This is a genomic window from Enterobacter cloacae complex sp. S2, from assembly GCF_015159675.1.
In the GTDB taxonomy this organism is placed as follows: Bacteria; Pseudomonadota; Gammaproteobacteria; order Enterobacterales; family Enterobacteriaceae; genus Enterobacter; species Enterobacter intestinihominis.
On sequence record NZ_JADDTS010000055.1, the window covers coordinates 1 to 26,483 of the forward strand.

Here is a 26,483-nt window from a genome sequence, read left to right on the forward strand (position 1 = left end):
TCTGCTTATAGCTGCCGCGTGTGGCTTCATTCACCGGCGGGAAGTCGTTGGCCTCGGCCAGACGCTGCACGTCACGCAGGCCGGTGTCACCGCTGATAGGACGCGCGCCCTTGCGCACCAGCTTCATGCCGTTGTAGTCCATCGGGTTATGGCTGGCCGTCACTTCGATACCGCCGTCCACGCCCAGGTGGAAGGTGGCAAAATAGATCTCTTCGGTACCGGAAAGGCCAATGTCCAGCACGTCGACGCCCGCGTCCTGTAGCCCTTTCGCCAGCGCCAGCTTCAGGGATTCGCTTGTCAGACGCACGTCGCCGCCCAGCACGATAGTTTTTGGTTTCAGGTATTCGCCGTACGCGCGACCGATGCGCCACGCAATGTCTTCGTTCAGCTCTTCGCCCAGCTTGCCGCGAATATCGTAGGCTTTAAAACAGGTTAATTTTTCCATGATGACCCCTTTTTCAGGCAACAGTTGGCCCTGACCATGTAATGGCCAAATTTATTTTTGTCATTCGTAGGCCCGGTAAGCGCAGCGCCACCGGGCATGATGCGGAGTGCTACACGCGCCCGTAGCGATCCTGGAAGCGGATGATGTCGTCCTCTTCCAGATAGGAGCCGGAACGCACCTCAATTAAGTCGAGCGGAATTTTCCCCGGGTTTTCCAGACAATGCGTGGCGCCCAGCGGAATATAAATGGACTCGTTTTCACCGAGCAGCTTCACTTCACCATCGATGGTCACTTTGGCGGTCCCCGCCACCACCACCCAGTGTTCGGCGCGGTGATGGTGCATCTGCACCGACAGCCCTTCTCCCGGCTTCACGGTGATGCGTTTCACCTGATAACGCTCGCCAGCGTCGATGGAGTCATATTTGCCCCACGGGCGGTAAACTTCACGGTGAATATGGTGTTCGTGGCGGCCATCGGCCTTGATCTTCTCCACCACTTTTTTAACGTCCTGCACGGCATTACGGTCGGCAATCAGCACCGCGTCTTTGGTCTGCACGACCACCAGATCTTTCACCCCTACCGTAGTGACGAGGCCTGATTCGGCGTAGACGTAGCTGTTTTCCGTTTTGTGGCTGATCACATCCCCGTGATGGACGTTACCCTCCGGGGTATGCGCGCTAATCTCCCACAGTGACGACCAGGAGCCGACGTCGCTCCAGCCCGCATCCATCGGTACCACTACCGCATCTGCCGTACGTTCCATCACCGCATAGTCAATGGACTCTTCCGGACAGGCGAGGAAGGCTTCTTCGTCCACGCGGATAAAATCGAGATCCGGATCCACCACCGCCATCGCTTTTTCGCAGGCGCGCAAGATATCCGGGCGATATTTTTCCAGCTCTTCCAGGTAGCGACCGGCGCGGAACAGGAACATACCGCTGTTCCAGTAGTATTCACCGCTGGCGACATACGCCTGCGCGGTTTCCAGATTCGGTTTTTCGACAAACTGCGCCACGTCAAAGGCCACGCTGTCGCCTTCACCCGGCGTAACGCTGCCGCGGCGAATATAGCCATAGCCGGTTTCCGGGAGATCCGGCACGATGCCGAAGGTCACCAGCTTGCCGTTCTCGGCGTAAGGAATCGCCGCGCGTACCGCGTCGCGGAAGGCCTCTTCCTGCTGGATGACGTGGTCAGCCGCCAGCACCAGCATCAGCGGGTCGCAGTCCGGGCTGCTGCGTTTTGCCGCCAGCGCCGCAAGGGCAATGGCAGGCGCCGTGTTGCGTCCGGCAGGCTCCAGAATGATATTTTCGGTCAGTTTGTTCAGCTGGCGCAGCTGCTCGGCAACGATAAAGCGGTGCTGTTCGTTACAGATCACCACCGGGCTTTCACACTCCACGCCGTGCAGACGGTTAACCGTCGTTTGCAGCATGGTGAGGTCGCCTTTCAGGCACAGAAATTGTTTTGGATAAAGCACGCGGGACAGTGGCCACAACCGGCTCCCGGATCCACCCGCCATTACGACCGGATACAAAGTGGTTTGACTCATGATTTATCCCCGTATATCTGCAATAAATTGGCTCAGCACGTTCTCTTTCTCGAGCGTGCGTTCGGCATATTCACGTGCCACCGTGTTCTCTTTTGGCATGGCGAGTGCCTGCTCAATTCCGGTCACCAGCGCAGGAACCGATTCCGGCTCCACGCAAACGGCAATGCCCGGGTAGCTGTTGCACAGCTGGCCTAATTCTGTTGCGGCTTCTGCCGTAATCACCGCGTTTCCGCCCACTGCCAGAATGTTGGTCAGCTTGGACGGCAGCACCGCATCCGCCGCGCCGCGTTTTTGCACCACCAGATGGCAATCCGCCATTTTCAGCAGCGCGGGCAGCGCGTCATAAGACTGAAGCGGGAAGAAGCGGATGTTGGTCAGTCCGCGCTCGCTGGCCATTTTTTCCAGCCGCGCTTTACCGCCGCCCTGCCCGACTATCACGAACATCCACGGGTGTTCGCTCAGCTGAAGCGCGGCGTCAATCACGCTCTCCAGCCCCTGTTTTTCGCCGATGTTGCCTGAGTAAAGAATGATTTTTTGCTCAGCAGGCAACCCGAGCTGCGCGCGTAACGCCTGCGCATCCTGGTCTGTCACATCGCGGAAGCGCGCCACTTCGGACCAGTTCGGAAAGAAGATCACTTTTTCCGCCGGGACGCCCTTCTCCTGCGCCTTGTTCATCATCGAGCGCGAGATGGTCGAGACGTAATCCACGTTGTGCAGGCCGCTGCGCTCAAAGGCGCTGGCGAGCTTCGCCACCTTGCCGCCCTTGCCTTTCCCGGCCATCCCCAGCCCGAGCATGGCGTCCACTTCATAATCCTGAATGTGCAGCAGGGTGCGCGCGCCGGAGAGTTTGCCCAGCAGGCGCATGCCTGGCGTGCAGAACAGCGTCGGCACCACGCCGATGATGCGATCCGGCTTCCAGCGACGCTGCGCCATCAGCGGGAAGAAACTGCTCAGGGCAAAGCTGCCCAGATGAATTAAACGTTTCAGCGTCGAGGGCTGTTTCGGCACGTAGAGCGGGCAGCGCCAGACGGTCGCGGCGCCCTCTTCGCGGCGGTAGCGCCAGCTGGAATAGCGTTCGCCTACCTTCCACTCCGGGTAATACGGCGGGGCAGTAATCACCCGCACGTCATGTCCCTGGCTCGCCATCCACTCGACCATCTCGCCGGTGTATTTCCCGATACCGGTAAGCTCCGGCGAGTAGTTAATTCCGTAGACGAGGATTTTCATAGACCTGGCACCTCGGCCTGACGTTCCGCAAGGAAGTACGCCCGACTGTTGTCATGGACGTTGTCGCTTGCCAGCAGCGCCTCTGGCGTTAACCAGCGGTAATCGTCATGCTGAGAATCAGGCAGACGCAGGTCTGCCTCACTCACCTTCAGGCGGAACCCCAGCACGATGTAGTGCGTGGTGAACCCGGTGCCTGAAAAGTTATCGTCATAGAAGTGCTGCCAGACCCCGTAAAACTGGCCCGCTGCCATCGGCAGTTGCAGACCCAGTTCCGCCAGAGTGAGACGCTCAAACGCATCGGTAAGCGTCTCATCCTTCTGCACGCGCCCGCCGGGCACGAACCAGAAGCCCTGTGCAGGACGATTGGTTCGTTTCCCCAGCAAGAACTCGCCGCGTTCGTTCTCCACGATCAAATCAATTGAGATCAGCGGAGTGGAACGCACTACCGTGGCAAAATCTTCCTGACTTAAAAACATCATTACCCCCGGAAGCGGTGCTGGTTTTCCAGGAACCACTGGTAGGTGCTGGCCAGCCCCTGCTCCAGTGAGACCTCGTGATACCAGCCCAGCTGATGCAGACGGGTCACGTCCAGCAGCTTGCGCGGCGTGCCGTCCGGTTTGGTGGCGTCAAACACCACGCGTCCTTTGTAGCCCACCACCTGCGCGATGGTCTGTGCCAGCTCGCGAATGGTGCAGTCCACGCCGGTCCCGACGTTAATGTGCGACAGCATCGGCTCGGTGTTTTCCTGCCACACCTCGCGATCCAGCTCCATGACGTGAATGCTGGCCGCCGCCATGTCGTCCACGTGCAGGAACTCGCGCATTGGCGTACCGCTACCCCACACCACCACATCCGGGGCGTTTTCGGCAGTCGCCTCGTGGAAACGACGCAGCAGCGCCGGGATCACGTGCGAATTGCTCGGGTGGAAGTTGTCGTGCGGTCCGTACAGGTTGGTCGGCATCACCGAGCGATAGTCGCGGTTATACTGACGGTTGTAGGATTCACACAGCTTGATCCCGGCAATTTTGGCAATCGCATACGGCTCGTTGGTGGCTTCAAGCGTGCCCTGCAACAGTTCGCTCTCGGCGATCGGCTGCTTCGCCATTTTCGGGTAGATACAGGATGAGCCGAGGAACAGCAGTTTATTCACGTTGTGCAGATGCGCCGCGTGAATGATGTTGCTCTCAATCATCATGTTCTCGTAGATGAAATCCGCCGGGTAGGTGTTGTTAGCGACAATGCCGCCCACCTTCGCCGCCGCCAGATACACCTGGTCGATACGTTCGCTGGCGAAGAAGTCCTGCACCGCAAGGCTATCAAGCAGGTTCAGCTCGTCGCGGGTGCGAACAATCACCTCAACGTCGCCGCGCTGTTCCAGCTGGCGAACAATCGCGGAACCCACCATTCCGCGATGACCGGCGACAAAAATACGTTGTTTTGTCATTCTCAGGACTCCAGCGCGATGGCAACCTCGTAGCCATGAGACTTGAGCAGGGAGTGTTTTTTCGCTGCTTCAAGATCTTTGGCCACCATCTCGGATACCATTTCTTGCAGGGTGGTTTCTGGTTTCCAGCCCAGCTTCTCGTGCGCTTTGGTTGGGTCGCCCAGCAGGGTTTCCACTTCAGCAGGACGGAAGTAACGCGGATCAACCTGGACAATCACGTCGCCTGGCTTCACGCCCGGTGCGTCGTGGCCGGTCACGGAAACAACGATACCCTTCTCTTCCACGCCGGTGCCTTCGAAGCGCAGCTTGATGCCCAGCTGTGCCGCAGCCATCTCAACGAACTGACGCACGGAGTACTGCACGCCGGTCGCGATCACGAAGTCTTCTGGCTGTTCCTGCTGCAACATCATCCACTGCATTTTCACGTAGTCTTTCGCATGGCCCCAGTCACGCAGGGAATCCATGTTGCCGAGGTGCAGGCAAGACTCCAGGCCCTGAGCGATGTTGGCGATCGCGCGGGTGATTTTGCGGGTCACGAAGGTTTCGCCGCGACGCGGAGATTCGTGGTTGAACAGAATGCCGTTACAGGCGTACATGCCGTAGGATTCACGGTAGTTCACGGTGATCCAGTAAGCGTACAGTTTCGCCACAGCGTACGGAGAACGTGGGTAGAACGGCGTGGTCTCTTTCTGCGGAATTTCCTGCACCAGACCGTACAGCTCAGAGGTAGATGCCTGGTAGAAGCGGGTTTTCTTCTCAAGACCAAGGAAGCGAATCGCTTCCAGCAGACGCAGCGTACCCATCGCATCCACGTCAGCGGTGTACTCCGGGGACTCGAAGGAAACCGCAACGTGGCTCATTGCCCCCAGGTTGTACACTTCATCCGGCTGTACTTCTTGCAGGATGCGGGTCAGGTTGGAGGTATCGGTCAGGTCGCCGTAATGCAGATGGAATTTCGGGTTTGCCGCATGCGGATCCTGGTAAATGTGATCGACACGCTCGGTGTTGAATGAAGAGGCACGACGCTTAATACCGTGAACTTCATACCCTTTTTCCAGCAGCAATTCTGCCAGGTAAGAACCATCTTGTCCGGTAACGCCGGTGATGAGAGCGACTTTAGACATGTTTATATTCCTCTGTACTTATCAAAGTTTTTCAGTTTCAACGCGTTCGCGTATCACCACTGCGGGGTTGCCACGGCAAATTTTATTTGCCGGAAGCGATTTAAAAACGCTGCTGCGGGCACCGACTACCGTGCCATCGCCAACAGAAACACCGGGTGCAACAAAGACGTCTGTTGCCAGCCAGCATTTTTCACCGATCACAACAGGCGAAGCGGTAATATCAAAATGCGGGCTCATAAAATCGTGGCTGCCGGTGCACAAATAACACTTCTGTGAAACCACCGAATTTGCGCCAATCGTAATCTCGCCAAGGGTATATAACACCGCGTCATCCCCAACCCAGGCGTAATCCCCAAGCGTTAATTTCCAGGGATAAGTAATTTTCACCGAAGGTCGAATGACTACGTTTTTTCCTATTTTTGCGCCAAACAGACGCAGTAAAAATGCGCGCCAGCGGTACAGTATTTGCGGCGACCAGGCAAATAACGTTGCCTGTACAGCCCACCACAGTTGAACTTTAATACCGCTCCCGCCCCGAAAACCTTTCGGCACGGAGAATCCATTTAATTCCTGCATTACGTTTCCTTATATCTCAGGCTTTGTTATATAAGGCTTTCGCTTTACCCGTCGTTTTCAGACGTAAGAAATAAGATAATTCCGCCCAGAACCCCGGCACGCGTAATATTTTACGCTGCACGTTTTTGGCATCCTGGCACAGTTCCAGATTATTCGAGGTTGACACGCCACCCATTGAAAATTCAGATACCAGTCCTTTAATTCGACGGAACGGGTAGCCAGATTTGTACAGGCTGGCCGCCAGGGCATAATCTGATGACACTTTATAGCGCAAATCGTAAGGCTGTTTTTTCAGGCCGCTCATTGGGAAGAAAATAGCCTGATGGCTGGCCGGCAGACTGTGGTAGATATACCAGCCTGGTTTCGCGCCGCGCAGCACTTTTTTCCCCTCGCCGAAATCAAGCAGCGCATCACCAATAAACATGGCATCTTCTTTCTGGCGCGCCAGCTGACGGGCAAACAGCGCCACATCTTCATGGAACACATCGCCGGAATTGAGGAAGATCGCGTAACGCCCCTGCGCCATGTTGATGCCTTTATTCATGGCATCGTAAATACCTTTATCTTTCTCGCTGATGTAACGTAAGTTGAACTCACCGTTGAGTTTTTCCAGGAACTCCGCCGTGCCGTCGTTCGAGCCGCCATCGACCACGATCCACTCAAAGGTGAGGCTCGGATCGCGCGCCAGGTTGCGCAGCGAGCGCCAGGTTTTTACCACCCCTTCGTAGTTACGAAAGGCGACAGTAATGACGCTAAGAAACATAAATCACCTCATTTCGTCATACGCTCGTAATATTCAGCGCTTTGCGCAAAATAAACGGACATACAATTAAGAATGCATATTCCGGGCTAAATATTGACCCGGTAAAAAACAACGACACCGGTGTGAACAGATAAAGTTGCACGCGAAAGTTCTGGTTATCACCAAACGCGTTAATCATCATTTTGAAAACTTTAAACAGATACCACAGTGTCAACAGTACGGCGAACCAGGAAAAATAGATAATTAACAGATACAGACCATTGTCTATGGTTTTACCGACATCCGCACCGTTAAAGATTCCGAATGATGCAACATATTCGTAAAGTGAGCCGAATCTTACTACGCCATCAATATGGGTTAAGGAATAACCCACCATCACCAGTGGACCAATGATGCGATAATAGGACGACGAACCTTCCGTTCCCAAATCACCCAGACGTTCAGAAATGTACGGAAACGCAAATATTACGCCCACTAAAAATACCGTCAGAGAGATTATCGCCAGCGGCAGTTTTTTCTTAATCGCCTCTTTGTTCAGGTACTGGAACGCCCACTCCAGCAGGTAAAACAGAATAAACGTCATTACCCCGGAGAACGACCCTGACAGAACGATTCCTGCAAGAATCATAGCATCGGTCTTGGGGGTTTTGATACCGAACTGTTTGATGCTGAGCCAAATTGAGATTAATGCCAGAGCAAAAAACGCCGGTTCAAAATAGAGCGCGGTTGTACGCTTGCCACCAAACTTAATGAAGTTCAGTACATAGCTGTTACTGTATATAAGATATTTCGAAATTATTTCCATCAGGCTACTGCCGCCTGTGAGAATAATTTGCGCCATCTCCATTGCCGCAAGCACAACAATCAGCCCGACGACAATATAAAAGAACCTGAGGATTTTCCTATAATTGTGCGGAGAAATAGTTTTAAAGCGAATACTCCACACCATGCCAATAATGATAACGATATAAACAAACAGCATGGTGGAGGTGACATATTTGCTGGCGTCCAGCGACTGACCAAAGATGTAGTTAAACGCCGTCAGACCAAACCCGATGCCCAATGAAATCATCAGCTTTTTGAGGTTAAGCTTGTCAACGTAAAGCAACAGCAGAACCGGCAGGAAGGTGACGATAGTGATCGGGAAGCTTTCACCGAGCTGGGCAATCTTAACGTTGACCAGCAGGTAGATCAGCGGCAGCAGCAGATAACTACAGATTCTGATAGAACGAGACATACTCCTCCAGCATCTGTTGTCCACTGTACGCTTTGCGGCTACGGTTGCGGAACGATTCCAGGTCCGTGCCAAAAACAGCCTGCGCGATATCGGCCTTCGACAACTGCACCAGCGGCAGCACCTCATTTTCACTGAAGGTTTTACCGCCGGATTTCTCCAGCACTTCCCGCGCGGCGTCGCTGTGGGTGGCAATCACCGGTACGCCGATGGAGAGCGCTTCGCACAGGATCAGCGGGTAGTTGTCCACGCGGGAGCTGAACACCAGCGCGTCCATACCGTTCAGCGCGCTCATCAGTTTGCGCTTGTCGGTTTCAAACCCGTGGTTCACCACGTTAGCGCCATCAAACGGCGAGAATTTGCCAAAGGTATGCAGCTCAATTTTGTCGCCGAGCGCCATCATGTCGCGCACCAGCTGCTGGTTGGTTTTGCCGTCGTAGCGCAGGTCATGGGCGACGACCGCAATTTTCGGCTTACCGGGGGTAACGGCTACGGGCATCAGTTCGGCCAGGATCGCTTCCGTTGCAACATCAATACCGTTGTTGATGATCTGGCAGCGCCCTGCTCCGTACAGGCTATTAAAAGCGTCCGCCACGTGCTGGCTTGGGGAGATAAAGGTGCAGCCGAGCGAGAGCATATCGCGGAACAGCTGACGCTTACCCTCAACCAGCTGATGCGCGCGATCGACCTTCACCGGCGGGTAGTTGCTGAGCGTAGGGCATTTCTGGCAGTTATCTTTCCAGCCTTCGCAGCCGTCGGTAAAGGCGCAACGTCCGGTCACGCTCCAGTGGTCGTGCAGCGTCCAGACAAATCGGGTATCCGGCTTGTGCGCCTTCACCTTGCCACAAAACGCCACTACCTCTTCCAGATTCAGCCAGTAGCTGTGCAGCACGTGGAAGTGCAGCACAACCGGGCCGCGAGTGCGGGTGACGGTGCGGTAGAGATTATTCAGGTTGCCGAACAGGTCGCGGTTAAACAGGCGGAACAGCGCAATATTGGCGATGGAGGTCAGACGTGGCGTCTGCTTCAGCACCTGCGGATAGTTATCATGGCTAACGCTTTTCTTGCCGCCTTTACCGTAACCGTAAACAAAGCGCGACTGGAGTCCTTTTTGCAGCGCGCGCTGGTGCAGATCCAGCGCTACGCCTGCCGCCCCGCCCTCTGCGAGGCGTACGTTAAATTGCAGAATGTTCATTTAATCACCTTCACGCGGGCTTTCTCGCCCACCGCCAGCGCGTTGTCCGGAATGCTGTCCAGCACCACGCTGCCTGCGCCAATCGTCACGTTATTACCCACGGTAATGTCCCCGATCATCACCACGTTGGCGCCCAACTCGACGTTATTGCCAATCACCGGGCAAGCCAGGCTGTCTGGCCCGCGGTTGCCGATTGTCACCCCGTGACGAATGGTGAAATCATCACCCGCGACGACGAACTTGTTGATGACCACCGCATAGCCGTGATGAATGGTAAAGCGGCGGCCAATGGTGGCAGCGGCCTGAATTTCATAGCCAAAAAAGCATTCGGTGATGATGCGGTACAGCACCAGCACTGGCGCGGCCCAGATATTGTTCAGCACATTTTTTTTGCGCCACACCGAGCAAAAGTGCGCAATACGGTAGGCCAGAACCATGCAGCACGGGCGCAGGCTCCAGCTGTTAGCGCGGCAATCTTCCAGAAACATTATTTCCCCCGAAGCCCGTCAGCCAGACGCTTGCCGTTACGTACCGACAGCAGCGTCAGCAGCGTGCGCCAGTTCATGCGCTTATTACGGATCTGATACAGGGTGAAGAGCTGATACTTCCGGCTGGCACGGTCAAACTTGTCCTTGTGCTTGCGGTAAAAATGGAAGTAGCCCGAGAATTTCTTCGGTGACGAGGTGATTTGCATCTCCCCGTGATTGATGTGCAGGATCTGCGTGGCCTCTTCCACCTTCCACGGCTCGCCGTACTCCACAACCATCCGCAGGAAGATGTCGTAATCCTGCGCGGCCTTCAGCTCGGTATCGAACAGGCACTCCTTAAAGCGCCATGCCCAGGTAAACACCTGATTGCCGATAATGTTGCGCTTGTAGAACAGGCGGCGGGAATACGGTGATTTCGGATACAGCGGCAGGCTGGCTGGCTGCGAATAGACCTCGCCCTGGCAAACATAGTCATTGGCATACAGAAACGCGTGGGTCACCAGCTGCGCTTTGTGCGACAGGAAGATGGACAGACGGTTTGGCGTCCATTCGTCATCGTCGTCGATACCGGTCAGATACTGCCCTTTCGCCTGCATAATCGCCTGGTTGCGCACCGCACACGCCCCGGAGTTGATGGCGTTGTGAGTGTACACCACGCGCGGGTCGTTCAGGTCTTCAACAAACTTTTGCAGTTGTTCGTAAGAGGAGGAACAGTCATCCACGATAATCAGTTCCCAGTTATCGTAATCCTGACGCAGGACCGATTTAATCGCGCGGATCGCCAGCTGCTGACGATTCCATGTCGGCATATAGATAGAAATCAAAGGGCGTTGTGTGGTCATGGTCTTCCCCTTATCCCTCACCCCGACCCTCTCCCGGAGGGAGAGGGAGAAAAGCTGCACCATGCAGTCCTCTCTCCCCCCTGGGGAGAGGGTTAGGATGAGGGGGATTATTATTTACTGTCAGACTTGTATTCGTACTCGTAGTAGCCGTAATCCTGATACCCGGTCGCGCGGCGGAAGATGGAGTTCAGAATGACCCCCTTCACCTCAATACCGTTCTGCTCAAAGCGGCTCAGGCTGGTTTCCACTTCCTTCAGGGTGTTCACCGCATAGCGTGCGACCATCAGCGTGGTGCCCGCATGACGCCCTACCACGGCAGCGTCGGTGACCGCCAGAATTGGTGGGGTATCGATCAGCACCAGGTCATAGTTTTTGCTCGCCCACTCAATCAGCTGCGTGAAGCGCTCGCTCATCAGCAGTTCAGACGGGTTCGGCGGCACCTGGCCACGCGGGATCAGGTCAAATTTCGGAATCGACGTCGGCTTGGCGCTCTCGCTGATTTCCCCTTTACCGAGCAGGATTTCCGACAGACCGTTAACGTTGTTGGTCCCCAGCAGCTCATGGGTGTAGCCCTTACGCATATCGCAGTCGATCAACAGCACGCGCTTGTTGGTCTGGCTCACCACCGCCGCCAGGTTGGCGCAGACGAAGGTTTTACCGATTGACGGGCTGACACCGGTCATCATCAGGACGTTGTTTTTGGCCTGCATCATGGCGAAATGGAGGCTGGTACGCAGGCTGCGCACCGCTTCAATCGCCAGGTCAGTCGGGTTACCCACGGCCAGCAGCTGGCTCTGTTTGTAACGCTTGACGCCCTTAACGGTTTTGACGCTGTCACGGGACTTCTGCCACTCTGAAAGCGGGATGCTGGCGTACACGCTGATCCCGTTCTCTTCCAGCACCTGCGGGCTTTCGATACCGCGGTTGAACAGCGAGCACAGCAGCACGCCGACAATGGAAAGCATCAGGCCGAGAATAATGCTGCCGAGGATAATCAGCGCTTTCTTCGGCTTCAGCACGCCCGGCTGGGTAATCGCCGGGTCAACGATACGCACGTCGCCGACGGTGCTGGCTTCGGTGATTTTCAGCTCCTGCTGTTTGTTCAGCAGCTGCATGTAAACCTGCTGGCCGGATTCCACATCACGCGTCAGTCGTACAATTTCCTGCTGCGTCTTCGGCATCGCGGTCACGCGGTCATTCAGCTTCGCCTTCTCTTCTTCCAGGGTACGACGTTTCTCCAGCAGCGTGCGGTACGCCGGGTGACGTTTGGTATAGAGCTTGGAAATCTCCGCCTCTTTGAAGGTCAGCTCGTTCAGCTGCGCATCAATATTCACCATGGAGTCGAGAACCGATTTCGCCTCCAGCGGCAGATCGACGGAATCCTTGTCCTGACGGTACGCGTTCAGCTTGTTCTCAGCGTCATCCAGACGGGCACGCACCTCCGGCAGCTGTTTACTGAGAAACGCCAGGCTTTTTGCAGCTTCCGCTGACTTACGCTCAACGTTCTGCTCCAGATAGTTGCGGGTGATGCTATTGAGGATGTCGCGAATTTGATCCTTGTCTTCACCGGTGAAGGTCATGCTCAGGACGCCGGTGTCCTTGCCGTTTTCGGTGACGGTCAGGTTGTTTTGCAGGTTGTTGATCATCCCGAGCGTCGAGAATTTGGTGACCGTAAACTCCCCGCCCTCATGCGCCTGAATTGCGCTGACCTTGATGCTGACGCCCTCTTTGGTCAGCATCTGCCCCACCTCGCCGCGTGCGCTGAAGCCCGCGTCGCTGGTCAGCTGATACTGTTTTGGTCCCAGCACTGTCAGGGTAAAGGTTTGGTCCCCTGCCCCTTTTGGGATCACGAAGTCGGTCACTTTTACCGTATCGTTACTGCGCCCCATCAGGCGATCCCAGCCTGCGCCAAATACCGGGAAGGTGTTTTTGGTGACCGCGATATCCAGCCCCAGGTCATGAACCGTTTTGCCCAGTACCAGGCGCGACTGGATCAGCTGAATTTCGGCTTCCGATGCCGGCGGCTTGTTGGCCAGCGCCGAGCCGATATCCTGAACCAGCGAGTTTCCGGTATTTTGTTCGATCTGCACCAGCGCGTCGGCGCTGTAAATAGGCGTCGCGAACAGCGTATAAACGATCGCCGCCACGGCAAAGATGGCGGTAATACCCAGCACCCACCATTTCGCTTCAATAACGGTCCCGACCAGGCGACCGATATCGATTTCATCACTGCCCGACGTCGGGGCGGCAGAAGGTCTTGTTTTTTCTGTCATTGTTATCCCTGCTGAGCTTTCAGTGCCTGCGCCCACTGACGGGCAGACTGGTCTAGTAAGGTGTATACCGCCTCAAAGGCCTCGCGGCTCTTGCGATACGGATCGGGAATTTCGCGCTCACCATCCCAGTGACCAAACAGCATCACCTTGCCGCGCATCTCCGGTGCGATATCGCACAGCGCGTGAATGTGGCGTTTTTCCATCGCGAGGATCAGGTCATATTCCCGGCACATCCGGCCAGAGACCTGACTGGCAACGTGCCCGTCGAGTGAGAGGTTATGCTCAAGGGCAACGCTTGCGGCACGTTCGTCGGCACCTTTTCCGACCAGCGCGCCCAGCCCTGCGGAGTCGACCGTTAACGCAGGCTGGTAATTTTTCAACAGCCTTTCAGCCGTGGGGGAACGGCAAATGTTCCCCACGCACACCACCAGAATTTTGTTAAACATCGCGGCTTACCAGTTATGAACGTCGCTCGCCGTATCCGTCATGTAGCGAACGCCACTGATGGTAGGCAGCAACTGGTTGATCAGACGGTTCCAGCGGGCAACCGGCGCGGTGGTGACATAGACCACATCGTACGGCTGGAGACGGAACGACGTTGCCATGACCAGGGACGTCGCGTCGGACATATCCAACTGGTAGATGTTGGCAATCTTGCCCTTCGCGTTTTCGCCTTTGATAGGACGGATCACGAAGATACCGCTGGCGTTGGAGGCGGTCAGATCGATGCCTTCCGCATTGCCCAGCGCTTCGGTCAGGGTCATACCGCTGAAGTCCATCTTGAGGGTGCTCTGTTTTTTCACTTCACCCATCACGAACACTTTCAGATCGTCGTTGCGCGGCACGTACAGAATATCGCCCGGATAAAGGAGGCGGTTCTGGGTCAGGTCACCGTTTTGCATCAGCGCCTGAAGCGAAATGCGCTGCTCTTTGCCGTTGTGGGTCAGCACCACGTTGCGCCAGTCAGCGCCGTCGGTTAAGCCCCCTGCGGCATTGATCGCATCGAGAACGGTGAGCGGGACGTTAGTGATAGCCTGCTGGCCGGATTTATTGACCTGGCCAGAGATATAGGCTTTCTGGGATCGGAACGCGGCGATATTAACGTCCACCTGCGGGTCAGCAATGTACTGCGCCAGGCGGCCGGTAATATCACTACGGATCTCAGCAAGCGTTTTGCCCGCGACGTGCACTTTGCCAATGTAGGGATAGAACATGGTGCCATCGGACTGTACCCAGTTACCGGTGTCGCTTGAGCTGCGGTACTGGCCCGCAGGCGTGGTCAGTTCAGGGTGATCCCAGACGGTCACATTAATGACGTCACCCGGACCCACGCGATACTGGTAAGAGGCAATTTCCTGGTCCAGAGACATATTTGGCTGAGCAACATTTGGACGTGGGCGTAATTGTTCCACCAGACGTGGGGTTAATGGATACACATTCACCATTTTGTCGAGATCAAAATCAGCATCCTGCTGTTTAATCACATCCTTGCCCATTGTCGACATATTGCTGCCGGGAAAGACCGTGCAACCACTCATCAAGGTCACAGACACCAATAATGGCATCAATTTCATTTTGGATTTCATCATTGATTATTTATCACTTTGGCAGAGTAATTATCCTGTGCAATTAAAATAAGCGCGGGTCGTGGTGACAATCAGAATGCAGTTAATCATTTAGCAATATAACTGGCATCAGTCCTAAAAAAAGCTTATTCATCCATTGGCTATTGACAGAATAATTGAGGCTGATTCACACGCTTTCAGGCACGCTACCGCCCTTGGCTTTCAGTTACCAATCCACTGACTAAACAATGCGTTATGGTTAGACACCCTCTTGGATAAGGCCTTTTGCGAAATATATCAAACGCCTCACAGGGGCGATTGATAATGTATAACCTTCACCAAAGACCGAAACAAAAATAGCAACAAGGAGATTTAACATTTGATGCTGGAAGAATTGTTGCAGCTAACCTAATAGCAGGCAAGGAGACAACCGTCCTAATATTCGTTTTTAAGATTAATATTAAGAGCAAAGTTTTAAGGTTTTCGGATTTTCTTTATATTGACAAAATAGATCGCCGGACCATTTATTGCGATATATCCTAAATATCGTCTTATGTAATTAAATCTTCGCAATTAACTTATTTACACCGCCCGGCAAATGGGGTTTACCTGAGTGTAGCATTAAGAGAAATCTCACCCCGGCATTGCAATTTCCGTCGGCTTTATCCATGATCGAAGTGTGACATTAGTCATATAACAGAAGGTATTGCATTTACTATGGAATGGATTGCCGATCCATCAATCTGGGCCGGGCTGGTGACGCTGGTCGTCATCGAATTAGTGCTCGGCATTGATAACCTGGTGTTTATCGCCATCCTTGCCGATAAATTACCCCCTTCACAACGCGACCGCGCCCGCGTGACGGGTCTTCTGTTCGCCATGGTGATGCGTCTGCTGTTACTGGCCTCAATCTCCTGGCTGGTGACGCTGACCAAACCCTTATTCAGCGTGCAGGGTCTGAGCTTTAGCGCCCGCGACCTGATCATGCTTTTCGGCGGATTGTTCCTGCTGTTCAAAGCCACGGTTGAGCTTAATGAGCGGCTGGAAGGAAAAGACAGTGAAAACCCCACCCAGCGACGCGGTGCAAAATTCTGGCCAGTGGTCGCGCAGATAGTGGTGCTGGATGCCGTCTTTTCTCTCGACTCCGTGATCACGGCCGTCGGGATGGTTGACCATCTGGCGGTGATGATGGCCGCGGTGATCATCGCCATCACCCTGATGGTGCTCGCCAGTAAAGCCCTGACGCGCTTCGTGAACAGCCACCCGACTATCGTCATCCTCTGTCTGAGCTTCCTGCTGATGATTGGCTTTAGCCTGGTCGCGGATGGTTTTGGCTTCCATATCCCGAAAGGGTATCTGTACGCCGCCATTGGTTTCTCGGTGCTGATTGAGTTTCTCAACCAGCTGGCCATTTTCAACCGTCGCCGTTTTCTCTCCGCGAACCAGACATTACGACAGCGCACCGCAGATACGGTGATGCGCCTGCTGAGCGGCAAAAAAGAGGATGCCGAGCTGGATGCTGAATCCGCGGCGATGCTTGCCGACCACAGCGACGGGCAGATCTTCAACCCGCAGGAACGCCGGATGATAGAGCGCGTGCTTAACCTCAACCAGCGCTCGGTGAGCAGTATCATGACCTCCCGCCATGACATTGAGCATATTGACCTGACGGCGCCGGAAGAGCAGATCCGCGCCCTGCTGGATAAAAACCAGCACACCCGCGTGGTCGTGACCGGCGGTGAAGAGGAAGAGGAGCTGCTGGGCGTGGTACACGTGATTGACCTCCTGCAACAGCAGCTCCACGGCGAGCCGCTCAACCTGCGGGCGCTGGTGCGCCAGCCGCTGGTGTTCCCGGAAGCGCTGCCGCTGCTCTCCGCGCTGGAGCAGTTCCGCAACGCGCGTACCCACTTCGCGTTTGTCGTTGATGAGTTTGGTTCTGTGGAAGGGCTGGTAACGCTCAGCGACGTGATGGAAACCATCGCTGGTAATCTGCCTAATGAGGTGGATGAGATCGATGCGCGTCACGATATTCAGAAAAACGCCGACGGCAGCTGGATCGCCAACGGCCATATGCCGCTCGAAGATCTGGTGCAGTTCGTTCCGCTTCCGCTGGATGAGAAGCGCGAATACCACACCATCGCCGGTTTGCTGATGGAATATCTGCAACGTATTCCGCAGCCGGGCGAAGAGGTCCAGGTGGGGGATTACATGATTAAAACCTTGCAGGTAGAGAGCCATCGCGTGCAGAAGGTGCAGCTGATACCGCTGCGCGGTGAAGATGAGATGGATTTTGAGGTGTAAAAAAGCCGGGTGGCGCTTCGCTTACCCGGCCTACGGTGTCTGGCTTTTGTAGGCCGGGTAAGGCAAAGCCGCCACCCGGCACAACAGGCATCACAGCTTATCGAGCAGCTTTTTCACGTCCTTACCTGACTGAGACTCTTTATTGCGGTCCGCCCAGTCATTCAGCCGACGTTTCGCTTCATCCTGAAGGTGCTTCCGCAGGATCTGATCGACCTGCAAACTGTAATTCAACTCCTGCCATTTTCCGTACACGCGCAGCGGTATCGGCGTCTCTTTCAGGAACTCCACAAGCTGGCCTTCGCCTTCCCAGCCAGCCTTCACGCGGACGTTGAAGCGGGTGTCTGCCGTCTCTTTCACCAGATCCAGCGCGCCGGTTCCGGTCAGCGCCAGCAGTGACGACGTCCCCTGCATGTCGTCAAGCGAGAGCTGACCGTTGTCGAGGGCAAGCTCGCTGGTAAAGCTGTCCAGACGGGTTGCGCTGTCGTAGTTTTCATTCGCTTTCACGCTGCTGCTGCGCTCTACCGCCTGCTGCACCAGCTGCTGGAAGTTCAGCCCTTCCATGCGCGAATCTTTCAGCTCAACGTGCGCCTGCCCCTGCCAGCTACGACGGAAGGCGTCCGCATCAATCTTCGTACCAGAGAAATCCCCTGCCAGCGACAGCTGCCCCGTGAGGGCAATCGGGTAATTAAAGGCTTTCAGGATGGTGCCAATCTCAACGTTTTCCAGACGCGGCTGGAACGCGGCGCTGGCAACGTCTTTGCGTACATCCAGCGAGCCCGGCAGGGAGAGGTTCCCTGCTCCCATTTTTCCGCTGAGCTCGGAGATGACCAGCAGGCCGTTGTGGTTGAACATCTGGCTGCTGACGTCAGTAAAATCAATCCCACGCCAGCGCACGCTGTTCGCTTTCAGCAGAATGTCGGCGGTAAATCCGCGCAGGCCATTGTAGTCAGGCTGATCGAGATTTGAGGAGATCACCGGACGCGACTGCGTAACCTGGCTTTGCCCCACCTGCGTGGCTCCCTCATCGGTCGCGTTCACCGGTTGGGGCGGAAGCAGGTTCTCGAGGTTCAGCTTGTCGAATTGCAGATCCAGCACCCACTTAGGTTTCTCATCAAGCGTGACGCTCGCCTGCCCCTTCAGGGCGCTGTCGTTGGCCTGGAGGTTGAGCGCGTTCAGTTCGAGCTGTTTGCGCTCTTCATGCCACACCGCCTGCATCGTGCCCTGGCCGGCAATCCCCTTCGCGGGTAAATCCGCGCCGGTCAGCTGCCAGTTAAGCTGCTGAACGTCCGCCGTCAGCTGGTGCGGATAATCAGAGGCGTTCACGTTCGCGTTCATCGACAGGTTGAGATCGCGCTGATTGCGGTTGATCCGCCCGGAGAACTCCATGGTGGCGTGATGGTTGGCATCCTGCTCCATCCTGAGGTTGATATTGCGTACGGTGATCTGTTCGTCATCTTCATGCTGGAAAACCAGCACGCTGTCAGCAACTTTCAGATTACCAATATCGAACGACCAGCCGGTGTCAGACGGGACGTCAGGCAAGGTGTTTTCACGCGGTGCGACCGGAGCATCCGCCTGACGAACGGCTTCGGTTTGCGGCGTAAGCTGAATCACCGCCCCTTTCAGCATCACCTGTTCAACCTGGAGCTGATGGGATAAGAGCGGGATGAGCGCGACATCAAGACGCATGTTATCCGCCGTGACCAGCGGCTGCGCGGCACCCGGCGCGGTGAGGGACATACGTCCGGAGAGAATGCTGAGCTGAGGCCAGACGTGCCAGCGCAGCGGCCCGTCCAGCTTGAGTTCATACCCGCTGCGCGCTTCCACCTGCCGCACCATGTAGGCCCGGAAGTCATTCGGGTTAACCAGCAGCACCAACGCTGAAAGGCCAGCCACCAGCACCACCAGCAAAATCATCAGCGTTGTCAGAACTCTTCTCATGGCTTCCTCAGTGAACTCACAGATCAGTCTTTATCGATACGACTGGCAACCGCACCCTGCTGGTCGCGATATTTTGCGTCCTGACGGCGGTTATAAGGACGGTCTGCCGGGCCGGTTAGCGGTTCGAAGCTCAACGCACCAATCATCATTCCCGGGCGAAGCGCCAGCGGCAGTTTACCGGCGTTAAAGAACTCCAGCACGATACGGCCAGACCAGCCCGGATCGATACGGTGCGCGGTGACGTGCACCATCAGGCCCAGACGCGCCAGGGAAGAGCGTCCGTCAAGCCAGCCGACCAGGTCCGCAGGCAGCGTGACCGATTCAAAGGTCACCGCCAGCGCCAGTTCGCCAGGATGGAGATAAAACGCCTCTCCTTCTTCGATGACGATTTCGTCGCTCATGACGCGATCCAGCGCCGCACTGACTTCGTCTTTCGGCCCGCTGAGGTCGATAAACGGTGCCGTGTGGCCGCTGAAGGTGCGGAATTTATTCCCCAGACGCACATCGACGGTCACGCCGTTAATACGCTCAACCGGCGGACGCGGGGTGATAGACAGGCGGCCTTCATCCAGCCAGGCTTCTATATCGCGGTCACAAAGACGCATGGCACTTTCTCCTTTCGTGCATCGCGCCCTGAAGCCTTACGGCGTCAGGACAAAACCAGGTTATCTCTGAACGGTACACAATTCACACGGCTTATTCAAAAAACTGACTGATTTTCGCTTTTAAGATATCAATGGCAATACGGTTTTTACCGCCGCGAGGCACGATAATATCGGCGTATTGTTTCGAAGGCTCAATAAATTGCAGGAACATCGGGCGAACGGTTTTCTGATATTGCGCCATCACGGAGTCCATGGAGCGGCCGCGTTCGTTAACGTCGCGTTTAATACGCCGCATCAGGCAGATATCCAGCGGAGTGTCGACGAAAATCGAGAAGTTCATAGATTCGCGCAAACGGGCGTCGGTGAGCAGCAAAATCCCTTCAAGGATAATCACCTTCTTGGGCTCGATACGGATCGTTTCCTGGGTGCGGGTATGTTCCACGTAGCTGTAGACGGGCAGCTCAATCGCCTCGCCGCGCTTCAGCGCTTCCAGATGCTGGAACAGCAGGCTGTGATCCATCGCACTGGGGTGGTCGTAGTTGGTTTTTACGCGCTCTTCCATCGAAAGATGGGATTGATCTTTGTAATAGCTATCTTCGGGAATCACACCGATATGCTCATCACCCACTTGTTCACGCAGTTCGCGATAAAGCGTACTGGCAATAAGACTTTTACCTGAAGCCGATGCGCCGGCGATGCCTATGATGACGCACTGATGAGACTTATCAGTCATAAATTTAGCGACCTGATTAACCTGGATGTAAGGAAGGACGACGCCGGAGCGTCAAACGCGGCAATTATAGGGATTTCGGGGGCGTGATACCAGTCGAATGCGCAGGTTATGCGAGGCGGGCTGAAAAGCGCCGTTTCACGCCTTTAGCGAAATTTTTACGCGCGGTTTTTCGCCATTTCATCACCCTTCTTCGCAGAGTAACTATTTTATAAGTCTATGAAGTCAAAATCTGACCACTCAGCATATGAATTGTAAAATGTTTGTACTAGCATAAACCAAATTATTAATTTCACGCGTCCGGACCTGGCTCCTGACAACATGGCGTCCCTGGATAGAGCGGTAATGAATAAACAATACCAGCGGGTTTTGGTTACTACCCCACATCCTTTACTGCGGCTTGTCTGTCTGGGTCTGGTCACGTTCATCTTCACCTTATTTTCCCTCGAGCTGACTCGCTTCGGTACGCTGCTGGCGCCACTATGGTTCCCGACTTCAATTATGATGGTGGCGTTTTACCGCCATGCGGGAAAAATGTGGCCCGGCATTGCGCTCGCCTGCTCCTTTGGCAATATTTTTGCCTCGTGGATGCTCTTCTCATGGGCATCGATCAACATCACCTACACGGCGATCAATATCATTGAGGCCACGGTTGGCGCGCTGTTACTGCGTAAGCTGCTCCCCTGGTATAATCCGCTGCAAAACCTCAACGACTGGGTCCGGCTTGCCCTCGGCAGTGCCCTGGTGCCGCCGCTGGTGGGGGGCGTTCTGGTTCATTTTCTGGTGCCGAGCGCGGAGCCGCTGCGTAATTTCCTTGTCTGGGTACTTTCAGAAGCCATTGGCGCACTGGCGCTGGTGCCGTTAGGTCTGCTGTTTAAGCCGCATTACCTGCTGCGCCACCGCAACCCGAAACTGCTGCTGGAAACGCTGGTGACCCTGGTCGTCACGCTGGTTCTTAGCTGGACGGCAATCACCTGGCTGCCGTGGCCATTCACCTGCATTATCGTTCTGCTGATGTGGAGCGCGGTACGTCTGCCGCGTATGGAAGCGTTCCTGATATTTTTATTCACCATCATGATGGTGTCCCTGATGATGGCGCGAAATCCGCTCTCCATGACGCCCTCCAGCATGATCGTCACCTTCAACGCGCCGTGGCTCCCCTTCCTGATGATGCTGCTCCCCGCCAACATTATGACGATGGTGATGTATGCCTTCCGGGCCGAGCGTAAACATATTACGGAAAGCGAAGAACGTTTTCGCAATGCGATGGAGTATTCCGCGATTGGTATGGCGCTGGTGGGCATTGAGGGCCAGTGGCTCCAGGCCAACAAGGCGCTGTGCAATTTCCTCGGTTACAGCCAGTCCGAGCTTCAGTCGCTCACGTTCCAGCAGTTAACCTGGCCGGAAGATTTAAATACCGACCTGGAGCAGCTGCAACAGCTGATTCACGGCGAGATCAACACCTACACCCTCGAAAAACGCTACTACACCCGCAGCGGCGAGGTGGTGTGGGCGCTGCTGGCCGTCTCCGTTGTGCGCCATGCCGACGGCACCCCGCTCTACTTTATTGCCCAGATTGAAGACATCAACGATCTGAAACAGACCGAGTGGGTGAATAAGCGTCTGATGGAGCGTATCACTCTCGCTAACGAAGCCGGCGGAATCGGGATTTGGGAGTGGGATCTCGAGCCGGACGTAATCAGCTGGGATAAACGGATGTTTGAGCTGTACGAGATCCCCTCGCACATTAAACCCACCTGGCAGCTCTGGCATGCGGCCATGGTGCCTGAAGATCGTACGCACGCCGAACAGGTCCTGCGTGAGTCACTCCAGGCCAGGGTACCTTTCAAGCTGGAATTTCGCATTCGCGTCAAGGATGGCATTCGCCACATTCGTTCGCTGGCGAACCGGGTGCTGAACAAACAGGGCGAAGTGGAGCGGCTGTTAGGGATCAACATGGATATGACCGAGGTGAAGCAGCTGAACGAGGCGCTGTTCCAGGAAAAAGAGCGCCTGCATATCACCCTCGACTCTATCGGCGAAGCGGTGCTGTGTACCGACATCGACATGAACATCACCTTTATGAACCCGGTCGCCGAGAAGATGAGCGGCTGGTCGCAAAGCGAAGCGCTGGGTCAGCCCATTCTGAAGGTGCTACACATTACCTTCGGCGAGAACGGTCCGTTAATGGAAAACATCCACAGCGGCGATATGTCCCGTACCGATATCGAACAGGATGTGGTGCTTAACTGCCGCAATGGCGGCAGTTTCGACATTCATTACAGCATAACCCCCCTCAGCACTCTGGAAGGACACACCATCGGCTCGGTGCTGGTGATTCAGGACGTCACCGAGTCGCGCAAAATGCTGCGCCAGCTGAGCTACAGCGCTTCCCATGACGCCCTTACCCACCTGGCGAACCGCGTCAGCTTTGAAAACCATCTTAAGCGCCTGTTGCAGACGGTACAGGAGACCCATCAGCGTCACGCGCTGGTCTTTATCGATCTTGACCGTTTTAAGGCGGTGAACGATACGGCAGGCCACGCGGCGGGCGACGCTCTCCTGCGCGAACTCTCTTCGCTGATGCTGACCATGCTGCGCTCCAGCGACGTGCTGGCGCGTCTGGGCGGCGACGAGTTTGGCCTGCTGCTGCCGGACTGCAACGTCGAAAGCGCACGCTATATTGCGGGCCGGTTGATCGACGCCATCAACAACTATCATTTTTCCTGGGAAGGACGCCTGCACCGCATTGGCGCCAGCGCGGGGATTACGCTGATTGACGACACCAATTACCAGGCTGCGGAAGTGATGTCTCAGGCCGATATCGCCTGCTACGCCTCGAAAAACAGCGGGCGCGGCGTGGTCACCGTCTACGAACCCCAGCAGGAGCGGATCCACAGCGCGCGCAGCATGATGTCGCTGGATGAGCAGTGGCACATGATTAAAGATAACCATCTGCTGATGATCGCCCGCAGCGTCGCCTCGCCGCGCATTCCCGAGAGCAGTAGCTTCTGGCTGATTTCCTTGCGGCTGTGGACCAGCCAGGGAGAAGTGCTGGAAGAGCATGCCTTCCGCGCCGGGCTGGCGGAGCCGGAGCTGCTGCACGCCCTGGACCGACGGATATTCAGCGAATTTTTCCGTACCTATGCCGCACAGGTGGCGGCCAAAGGAATGGGCGTCGCGCTGCCGCTCTCAGAAGCGGGTTTAGCCAGCGTCACGCTGGTGGATGAGCTGCTCGACCTGATCACCAGAGGTCCGCTGCCGGCGCGGCTGCTGCATCTGGCGATCGCCGTTGATGTGCTGAGCAATACGGATGAAAACGTGCAGCAGGGTCTGCAAAAGCTTCGTCAGGCCGGCTGTCGCGTGGTGCTGACCCGGGTCGGACGCGATATGAACGTCTTCAGCCAGCTCAGCGCCAACACCGCCGATTATCTGCTGCTGGATACAGACATGGTGACCAACGTCCACGGCAATCTGATGGATGAGATGATGGTGACAATCATTCAGGGCCACGCCCAGCGTCTGGGCATAAAAACCATTGCCGGGCCATGCCATCAGTCGATCATGATGGATACGCTGTCGGGCATCGGCGTTGATTTTATTTACGGCGACACCATCGGGGAAGCGCAGCCGCTTGATCTACTGCTGAATACCAGCTATTTCGCCATCAACTGACGGCGACCAGCCGTCGGTGTACCAGATATGTAACAGCGCATACGAGCGCCACGGCTGCCAGCGTTCGGCATAGCGACGGATCTGCGCGGGCGTCATACCGGCAAAGCGCTGTTTAATCAGATAGTCATCCGGCAGGAAAACATCCTTCGCCTGCCAGCCGCGCAGGGCCAGATAATTCGCGGTCCAGCGCCCGATGCCGGGGCGCTGCTGTAGCGCCTTCATCCCGGCCTCAACGTTCGCAGGCGGGAACAGCGGGAATTCACCGTCCACCGCCGACTGCGCCAGATGAATCAACGACTCCGCACGCCTGAGCGGCATCCCGAGGGCTTTCAACGCCAGCGGATCTGCCGCGGCCAGCACCTCTGGCGGAGGAAAGCAGAGATAGCCCGGCGCATCCTCAATGGGTTCACCGCACAGCGCCACCACCCGTGACGCCAGTTTTGCCGCCATCGCCACGCTCACCAGTTGCCCGAGAATGGCGCGCACGCCCTGCTCGTATGCATCCATCGCGCCGGGCAAACGTAAGCCCGGCCGCGCCGCGCCGAGCTCGCCGAGAGTCTGCGCAATGTGCAGCGGGTCGCAATCGAGGTCAAACAGGCGGGAGATGCGGTCGAGGCAGATATCCGCCACCGGGATCAGGCCAGGGCTGAGCGACACCGCCAGCGTAGGGGTTGCGCTGTCTGGCGTAACCCGGAAAACGCCCTGGTGCCCGGCATAGCCAAAACTGCGCTCGTAGTAATCCTCCGTAACGGTCTCAACCCCCCTGACCGCACGCGCGGCAAGAAAGCCAAACATCCACGACCAGTCGTAGGGCGGTTGCCAGTTCAGGGTGTACATCGTCTCTCCTTTTGTATTTACCTCAGCATAAACCGAAAGATCGCCTTGCGCCTTGCTTTCATATTCCTGTTGTCGCCTGGCAGACATTTCGCTAAAGTCTCGCCCCTTCTCACCGGCATGGGGATTTATTGTGTTTATTGGATTCGACTACGGCACCGCAAACTGCTCGGTTGCGATAATGCAAAATGGACAACCGCAGCTCCTGAAAATGGAAAACGGCAGTACGCTGTTGCCGTCAATGCTTTGTGCGCCCACGCGTGAAGCGGTGAGCGAGTGGCTGTTCCGCCACCATCAGGTTCCGGCCACGGCGGCGGAGACCCAGGCGCTGCTGCGCCGTGCGGTCAGCTTTAACCGCGAGGAAGATATCGACGTTACCCCGTCCAGCGTGCAGTTCGGCCTCTCTTCCCTCGGGCAGTACATTGAAGACCCGGAAGAGGTCTACTTCGTTAAATCGCCGAAATCCTTCCTCGGCGCCAGCGGCCTGAAGCCGCAGCAGGTGGCGATGTTTGAAGATCTGGTCTGCGCGATGATGCTGCACATCCGCAATCAGGCGCAGTCCCAGGTGCCGGATGCCATCACCCAGGCGGTGATTGGCCGTCCGATTAACTTTCAGGGGCTGGGCGGCGACGAAGCCAACCAGCAGGCGCAGGGGATCCTTGAGCGTGCAGCGCACCGGGCAGGCTTCCGTGACGTGGTGTTCCAGTATGAGCCGGTTGCGGCGGGGCTGGATTTTGAAGCCACGCTGACGGAAGAGAAACGGGTGCTGGTGGTGGACATCGGCGGCGGTACGACGGACTGTTCATTACTGCTGATGGGTCCCCAGTGGCATCACCGTCGCGATCGTGAAAATAGTCTGCTGGGGCACAGCGGCTGCCGCGTGGGCGGTAACGATCTTGATATTGCCCTGGCCTTCAAGAGCCTGATGCCGCTGCTCGGTATGGGCGGTCAAACCGAGAAAGGCATCGCCCTGCCGATCCTGCCGTGGTGGAACGCGATTGCCATCAACGACGTCCCTGCCCAGAGTGATTTTTACAGCACCGCGAATGGCCGTTTCCTCAACGATCTGGTGCGTGATGCGCAGGATGCAGAGAAGGTCGCACTTCTGTATAAGGTGTGGCGTCAGCGCCTGAGCTACCGCGTGGTGCGCACCGCCGAAGAGAGCAAAATTGCCCTATCCGATCGTCCAGAGCATGCGGTTTCGCTGCCGTTTATCAGTGACGATCTGGCTACGGCTATCACTCAGGAAGGGCTGGAAATGGCGCTGACTCAGCCGCTTCAGCGTATTCTGGAGCAGGTGCAACTGGCGCTTGAGAACGGCAACGTGAAGCCGGACGTAATTTACCTGACTGGCGGTAGCGCCCGTTCGCCGCTGATCAAGAAAGCGCTGGCGGAACAGCTGCCGGGGATCCCGATTGCCGGCGGCGATGACTTTGGCTCCGTTACGGCAGGGCTGGCGCGCTGGGCGCAGGTGGTGTTTAGCTAATGGGGTTGTGCCGGGTGGCGGCTTCGCCTTACCCGGCCTACAAGATCCTCCAACCGTAGGCCGGGTAAGCGCAGCGCCACCCGGCGAAGGCGAAACCGCTGCGCCACACTCAGACAATTCCCGACAGTCTTCCATATTTCCTCCATTTTTTCGCTGTGTTAGCTGACTAAACTAGTATCATTCCCCGAA

21 protein-coding genes and 1 pseudogene are annotated in these 26,483 nt (G+C 56.0%); 3 read left to right on the top strand and 19 right to left on the bottom strand.

Translation table 11 applies throughout. From position 1 onward, the window contains the following. From cpsG to IPZ49_RS21230, 15 genes and pseudogenes are all read right to left on the bottom strand, one after another. Positions 1-445, bottom strand: a pseudogene (gene cpsG, locus IPZ49_RS21160) (colanic acid biosynthesis phosphomannomutase CpsG); the annotation flags it as partial. A gap of 109 nt (positions 446-554) precedes the next feature. Continuing rightward, entirely contained in the window at positions 555-1,991 is a 1,437-nt protein-coding gene (gene cpsB / locus IPZ49_RS21165) for a mannose-1-phosphate guanyltransferase (protein ID WP_017383276.1), read from the bottom strand. 3 nt (positions 1,992-1,994) lie between these two features. Continuing rightward, the gene (gene wcaI / locus IPZ49_RS21170; protein ID WP_022651482.1) at positions 1,995-3,218 is read right to left on the bottom strand and encodes a colanic acid biosynthesis fucosyltransferase WcaI; all 1,224 of its coding nucleotides are present in this window, start codon (positions 3,216-3,218) and stop codon (positions 1,995-1,997) included. Beyond that, the gene (locus IPZ49_RS21175) at positions 3,215-3,694 is read right to left on the bottom strand and encodes a GDP-mannose mannosyl hydrolase (RefSeq protein WP_065186924.1); all 480 of its coding nucleotides are present in this window, start codon (positions 3,692-3,694) and stop codon (positions 3,215-3,217) included. The genes wcaI and IPZ49_RS21175 overlap by 4 nt, the downstream gene beginning before the upstream one ends. A 2-nt stretch (positions 3,695-3,696) precedes the next feature. Next, positions 3,697-4,662 (bottom strand): GDP-L-fucose synthase, encoded by a 966-nt coding sequence (locus IPZ49_RS21180; protein WP_032671736.1) that lies wholly within the window; start codon positions 4,660-4,662, stop codon positions 3,697-3,699. A gap of 2 nt (positions 4,663-4,664) precedes the next feature. Continuing rightward, on the bottom strand, positions 4,665-5,786 hold the full coding sequence (gene gmd, locus IPZ49_RS21185; RefSeq protein ID WP_003863514.1) for a GDP-mannose 4,6-dehydratase: 1,122 nt from the start codon (positions 5,784-5,786) through the stop codon (positions 4,665-4,667). Between the two features lie 21 nt (positions 5,787-5,807). Beyond that, the gene (gene wcaF, locus IPZ49_RS21190; protein ID WP_015572376.1) at positions 5,808-6,362 is read right to left on the bottom strand and encodes a colanic acid biosynthesis acetyltransferase WcaF; all 555 of its coding nucleotides are present in this window, start codon (positions 6,360-6,362) and stop codon (positions 5,808-5,810) included. Positions 6,363-6,378: 16 nt separating this feature from the next. After that, on the bottom strand, positions 6,379-7,125 hold the full coding sequence (wcaE, locus tag IPZ49_RS21195) for a colanic acid biosynthesis glycosyltransferase WcaE (protein WP_003863510.1): 747 nt from the start codon (positions 7,123-7,125) through the stop codon (positions 6,379-6,381). Between the two features lie 16 nt (positions 7,126-7,141). Next, complete coding sequence (gene wcaD, locus IPZ49_RS21200) at positions 7,142-8,362, bottom strand: colanic acid polymerase WcaD (RefSeq protein WP_015572375.1); 1,221 nt, start codon at positions 8,360-8,362, stop codon at positions 7,142-7,144. Continuing rightward, on the bottom strand, positions 8,337-9,554 hold the full coding sequence (gene wcaC, locus IPZ49_RS21205) for a colanic acid biosynthesis glycosyltransferase WcaC (protein WP_032669515.1): 1,218 nt from the start codon (positions 9,552-9,554) through the stop codon (positions 8,337-8,339). Before wcaC ends, wcaD begins: the two co-directional genes overlap by 26 nt. Next, a complete protein-coding gene (gene wcaB, locus IPZ49_RS21210; protein WP_063932717.1) occupies positions 9,551-10,042 on the bottom strand; it encodes a colanic acid biosynthesis acetyltransferase WcaB in 492 nt (163 codons plus the stop codon). Before wcaB ends, wcaC begins: the two co-directional genes overlap by 4 nt. Beyond that, positions 10,042-10,884 carry a colanic acid biosynthesis glycosyltransferase WcaA gene (wcaA, locus tag IPZ49_RS21215; protein WP_017383272.1) on the bottom strand — a complete coding sequence of 281 codons (843 nt, stop codon included), beginning with the start codon at positions 10,882-10,884 and terminating at the stop codon, positions 10,042-10,044. The genes wcaB and wcaA overlap by 1 nt, the downstream gene beginning before the upstream one ends. A 110-nt stretch (positions 10,885-10,994) precedes the next feature. Beyond that, positions 10,995-13,157, bottom strand: coding sequence for a tyrosine-protein kinase Wzc (gene wzc, locus IPZ49_RS21220; RefSeq protein ID WP_058689068.1), 2,163 nt, complete (start codon positions 13,155-13,157; stop codon positions 10,995-10,997). Between the two features lie 2 nt (positions 13,158-13,159). Continuing rightward, positions 13,160-13,603 (bottom strand): low molecular weight protein-tyrosine-phosphatase Wzb, encoded by a 444-nt coding sequence (gene wzb / locus IPZ49_RS21225; RefSeq protein ID WP_063932716.1) that lies wholly within the window; start codon positions 13,601-13,603, stop codon positions 13,160-13,162. Between the two features lie 6 nt (positions 13,604-13,609). After that, entirely contained in the window at positions 13,610-14,746 is a 1,137-nt protein-coding gene (locus tag IPZ49_RS21230) for a polysaccharide export protein (RefSeq protein ID WP_003862079.1), read from the bottom strand. A gap of 693 nt (positions 14,747-15,439) precedes the next feature. Between IPZ49_RS21230 and IPZ49_RS21235 the strand changes: the two genes are divergently transcribed. After that, entirely contained in the window at positions 15,440-17,023 is a 1,584-nt protein-coding gene (locus tag IPZ49_RS21235) for a TerC family protein (protein WP_058689069.1), read from the top strand. Between the two features lie 90 nt (positions 17,024-17,113). Here the strand turns inward: IPZ49_RS21235 and asmA are convergent, their stop codons facing one another. The 3 genes from asmA to udk all read right to left on the bottom strand — a co-directional run bounded on the left by asmA (position 17,114) and on the right by udk (position 20,302). Continuing rightward, positions 17,114-18,964, bottom strand: coding sequence for an outer membrane assembly protein AsmA (gene asmA, locus IPZ49_RS21240; RefSeq protein ID WP_039270418.1), 1,851 nt, complete (start codon positions 18,962-18,964; stop codon positions 17,114-17,116). A gap of 23 nt (positions 18,965-18,987) precedes the next feature. Then, complete coding sequence (gene dcd, locus IPZ49_RS21245; protein WP_006811250.1) at positions 18,988-19,569, bottom strand: dCTP deaminase; 582 nt, start codon at positions 19,567-19,569, stop codon at positions 18,988-18,990. A 91-nt stretch (positions 19,570-19,660) separates the two neighbouring features. Next, a complete protein-coding gene (udk, locus tag IPZ49_RS21250) occupies positions 19,661-20,302 on the bottom strand; it encodes a uridine kinase (RefSeq protein WP_000130320.1) in 642 nt (213 codons plus the stop codon). A 342-nt stretch (positions 20,303-20,644) separates the two neighbouring features. Between udk and IPZ49_RS21255 the strand changes: the two genes are divergently transcribed. After that, a complete protein-coding gene (locus IPZ49_RS21255) occupies positions 20,645-23,974 on the top strand; it encodes a diguanylate cyclase (RefSeq protein WP_058689070.1) in 3,330 nt (1,109 codons plus the stop codon). Here IPZ49_RS21255 and alkA read toward each other — a convergent pair. Next, positions 23,939-24,811 (bottom strand): DNA-3-methyladenine glycosylase 2, encoded by an 873-nt coding sequence (gene alkA, locus IPZ49_RS21260; protein WP_023295022.1) that lies wholly within the window; start codon positions 24,809-24,811, stop codon positions 23,939-23,941. The genes IPZ49_RS21255 and alkA overlap by 36 nt on opposite strands. A gap of 130 nt (positions 24,812-24,941) precedes the next feature. On the opposite strand from alkA, the gene yegD reads away from it, so the two are divergent. Beyond that, on the top strand, positions 24,942-26,294 hold the full coding sequence (yegD, locus tag IPZ49_RS21265) for a molecular chaperone (protein WP_017383266.1): 1,353 nt from the start codon (positions 24,942-24,944) through the stop codon (positions 26,292-26,294). The last annotated feature ends 189 nt before the right edge of the window (positions 26,295-26,483 follow it).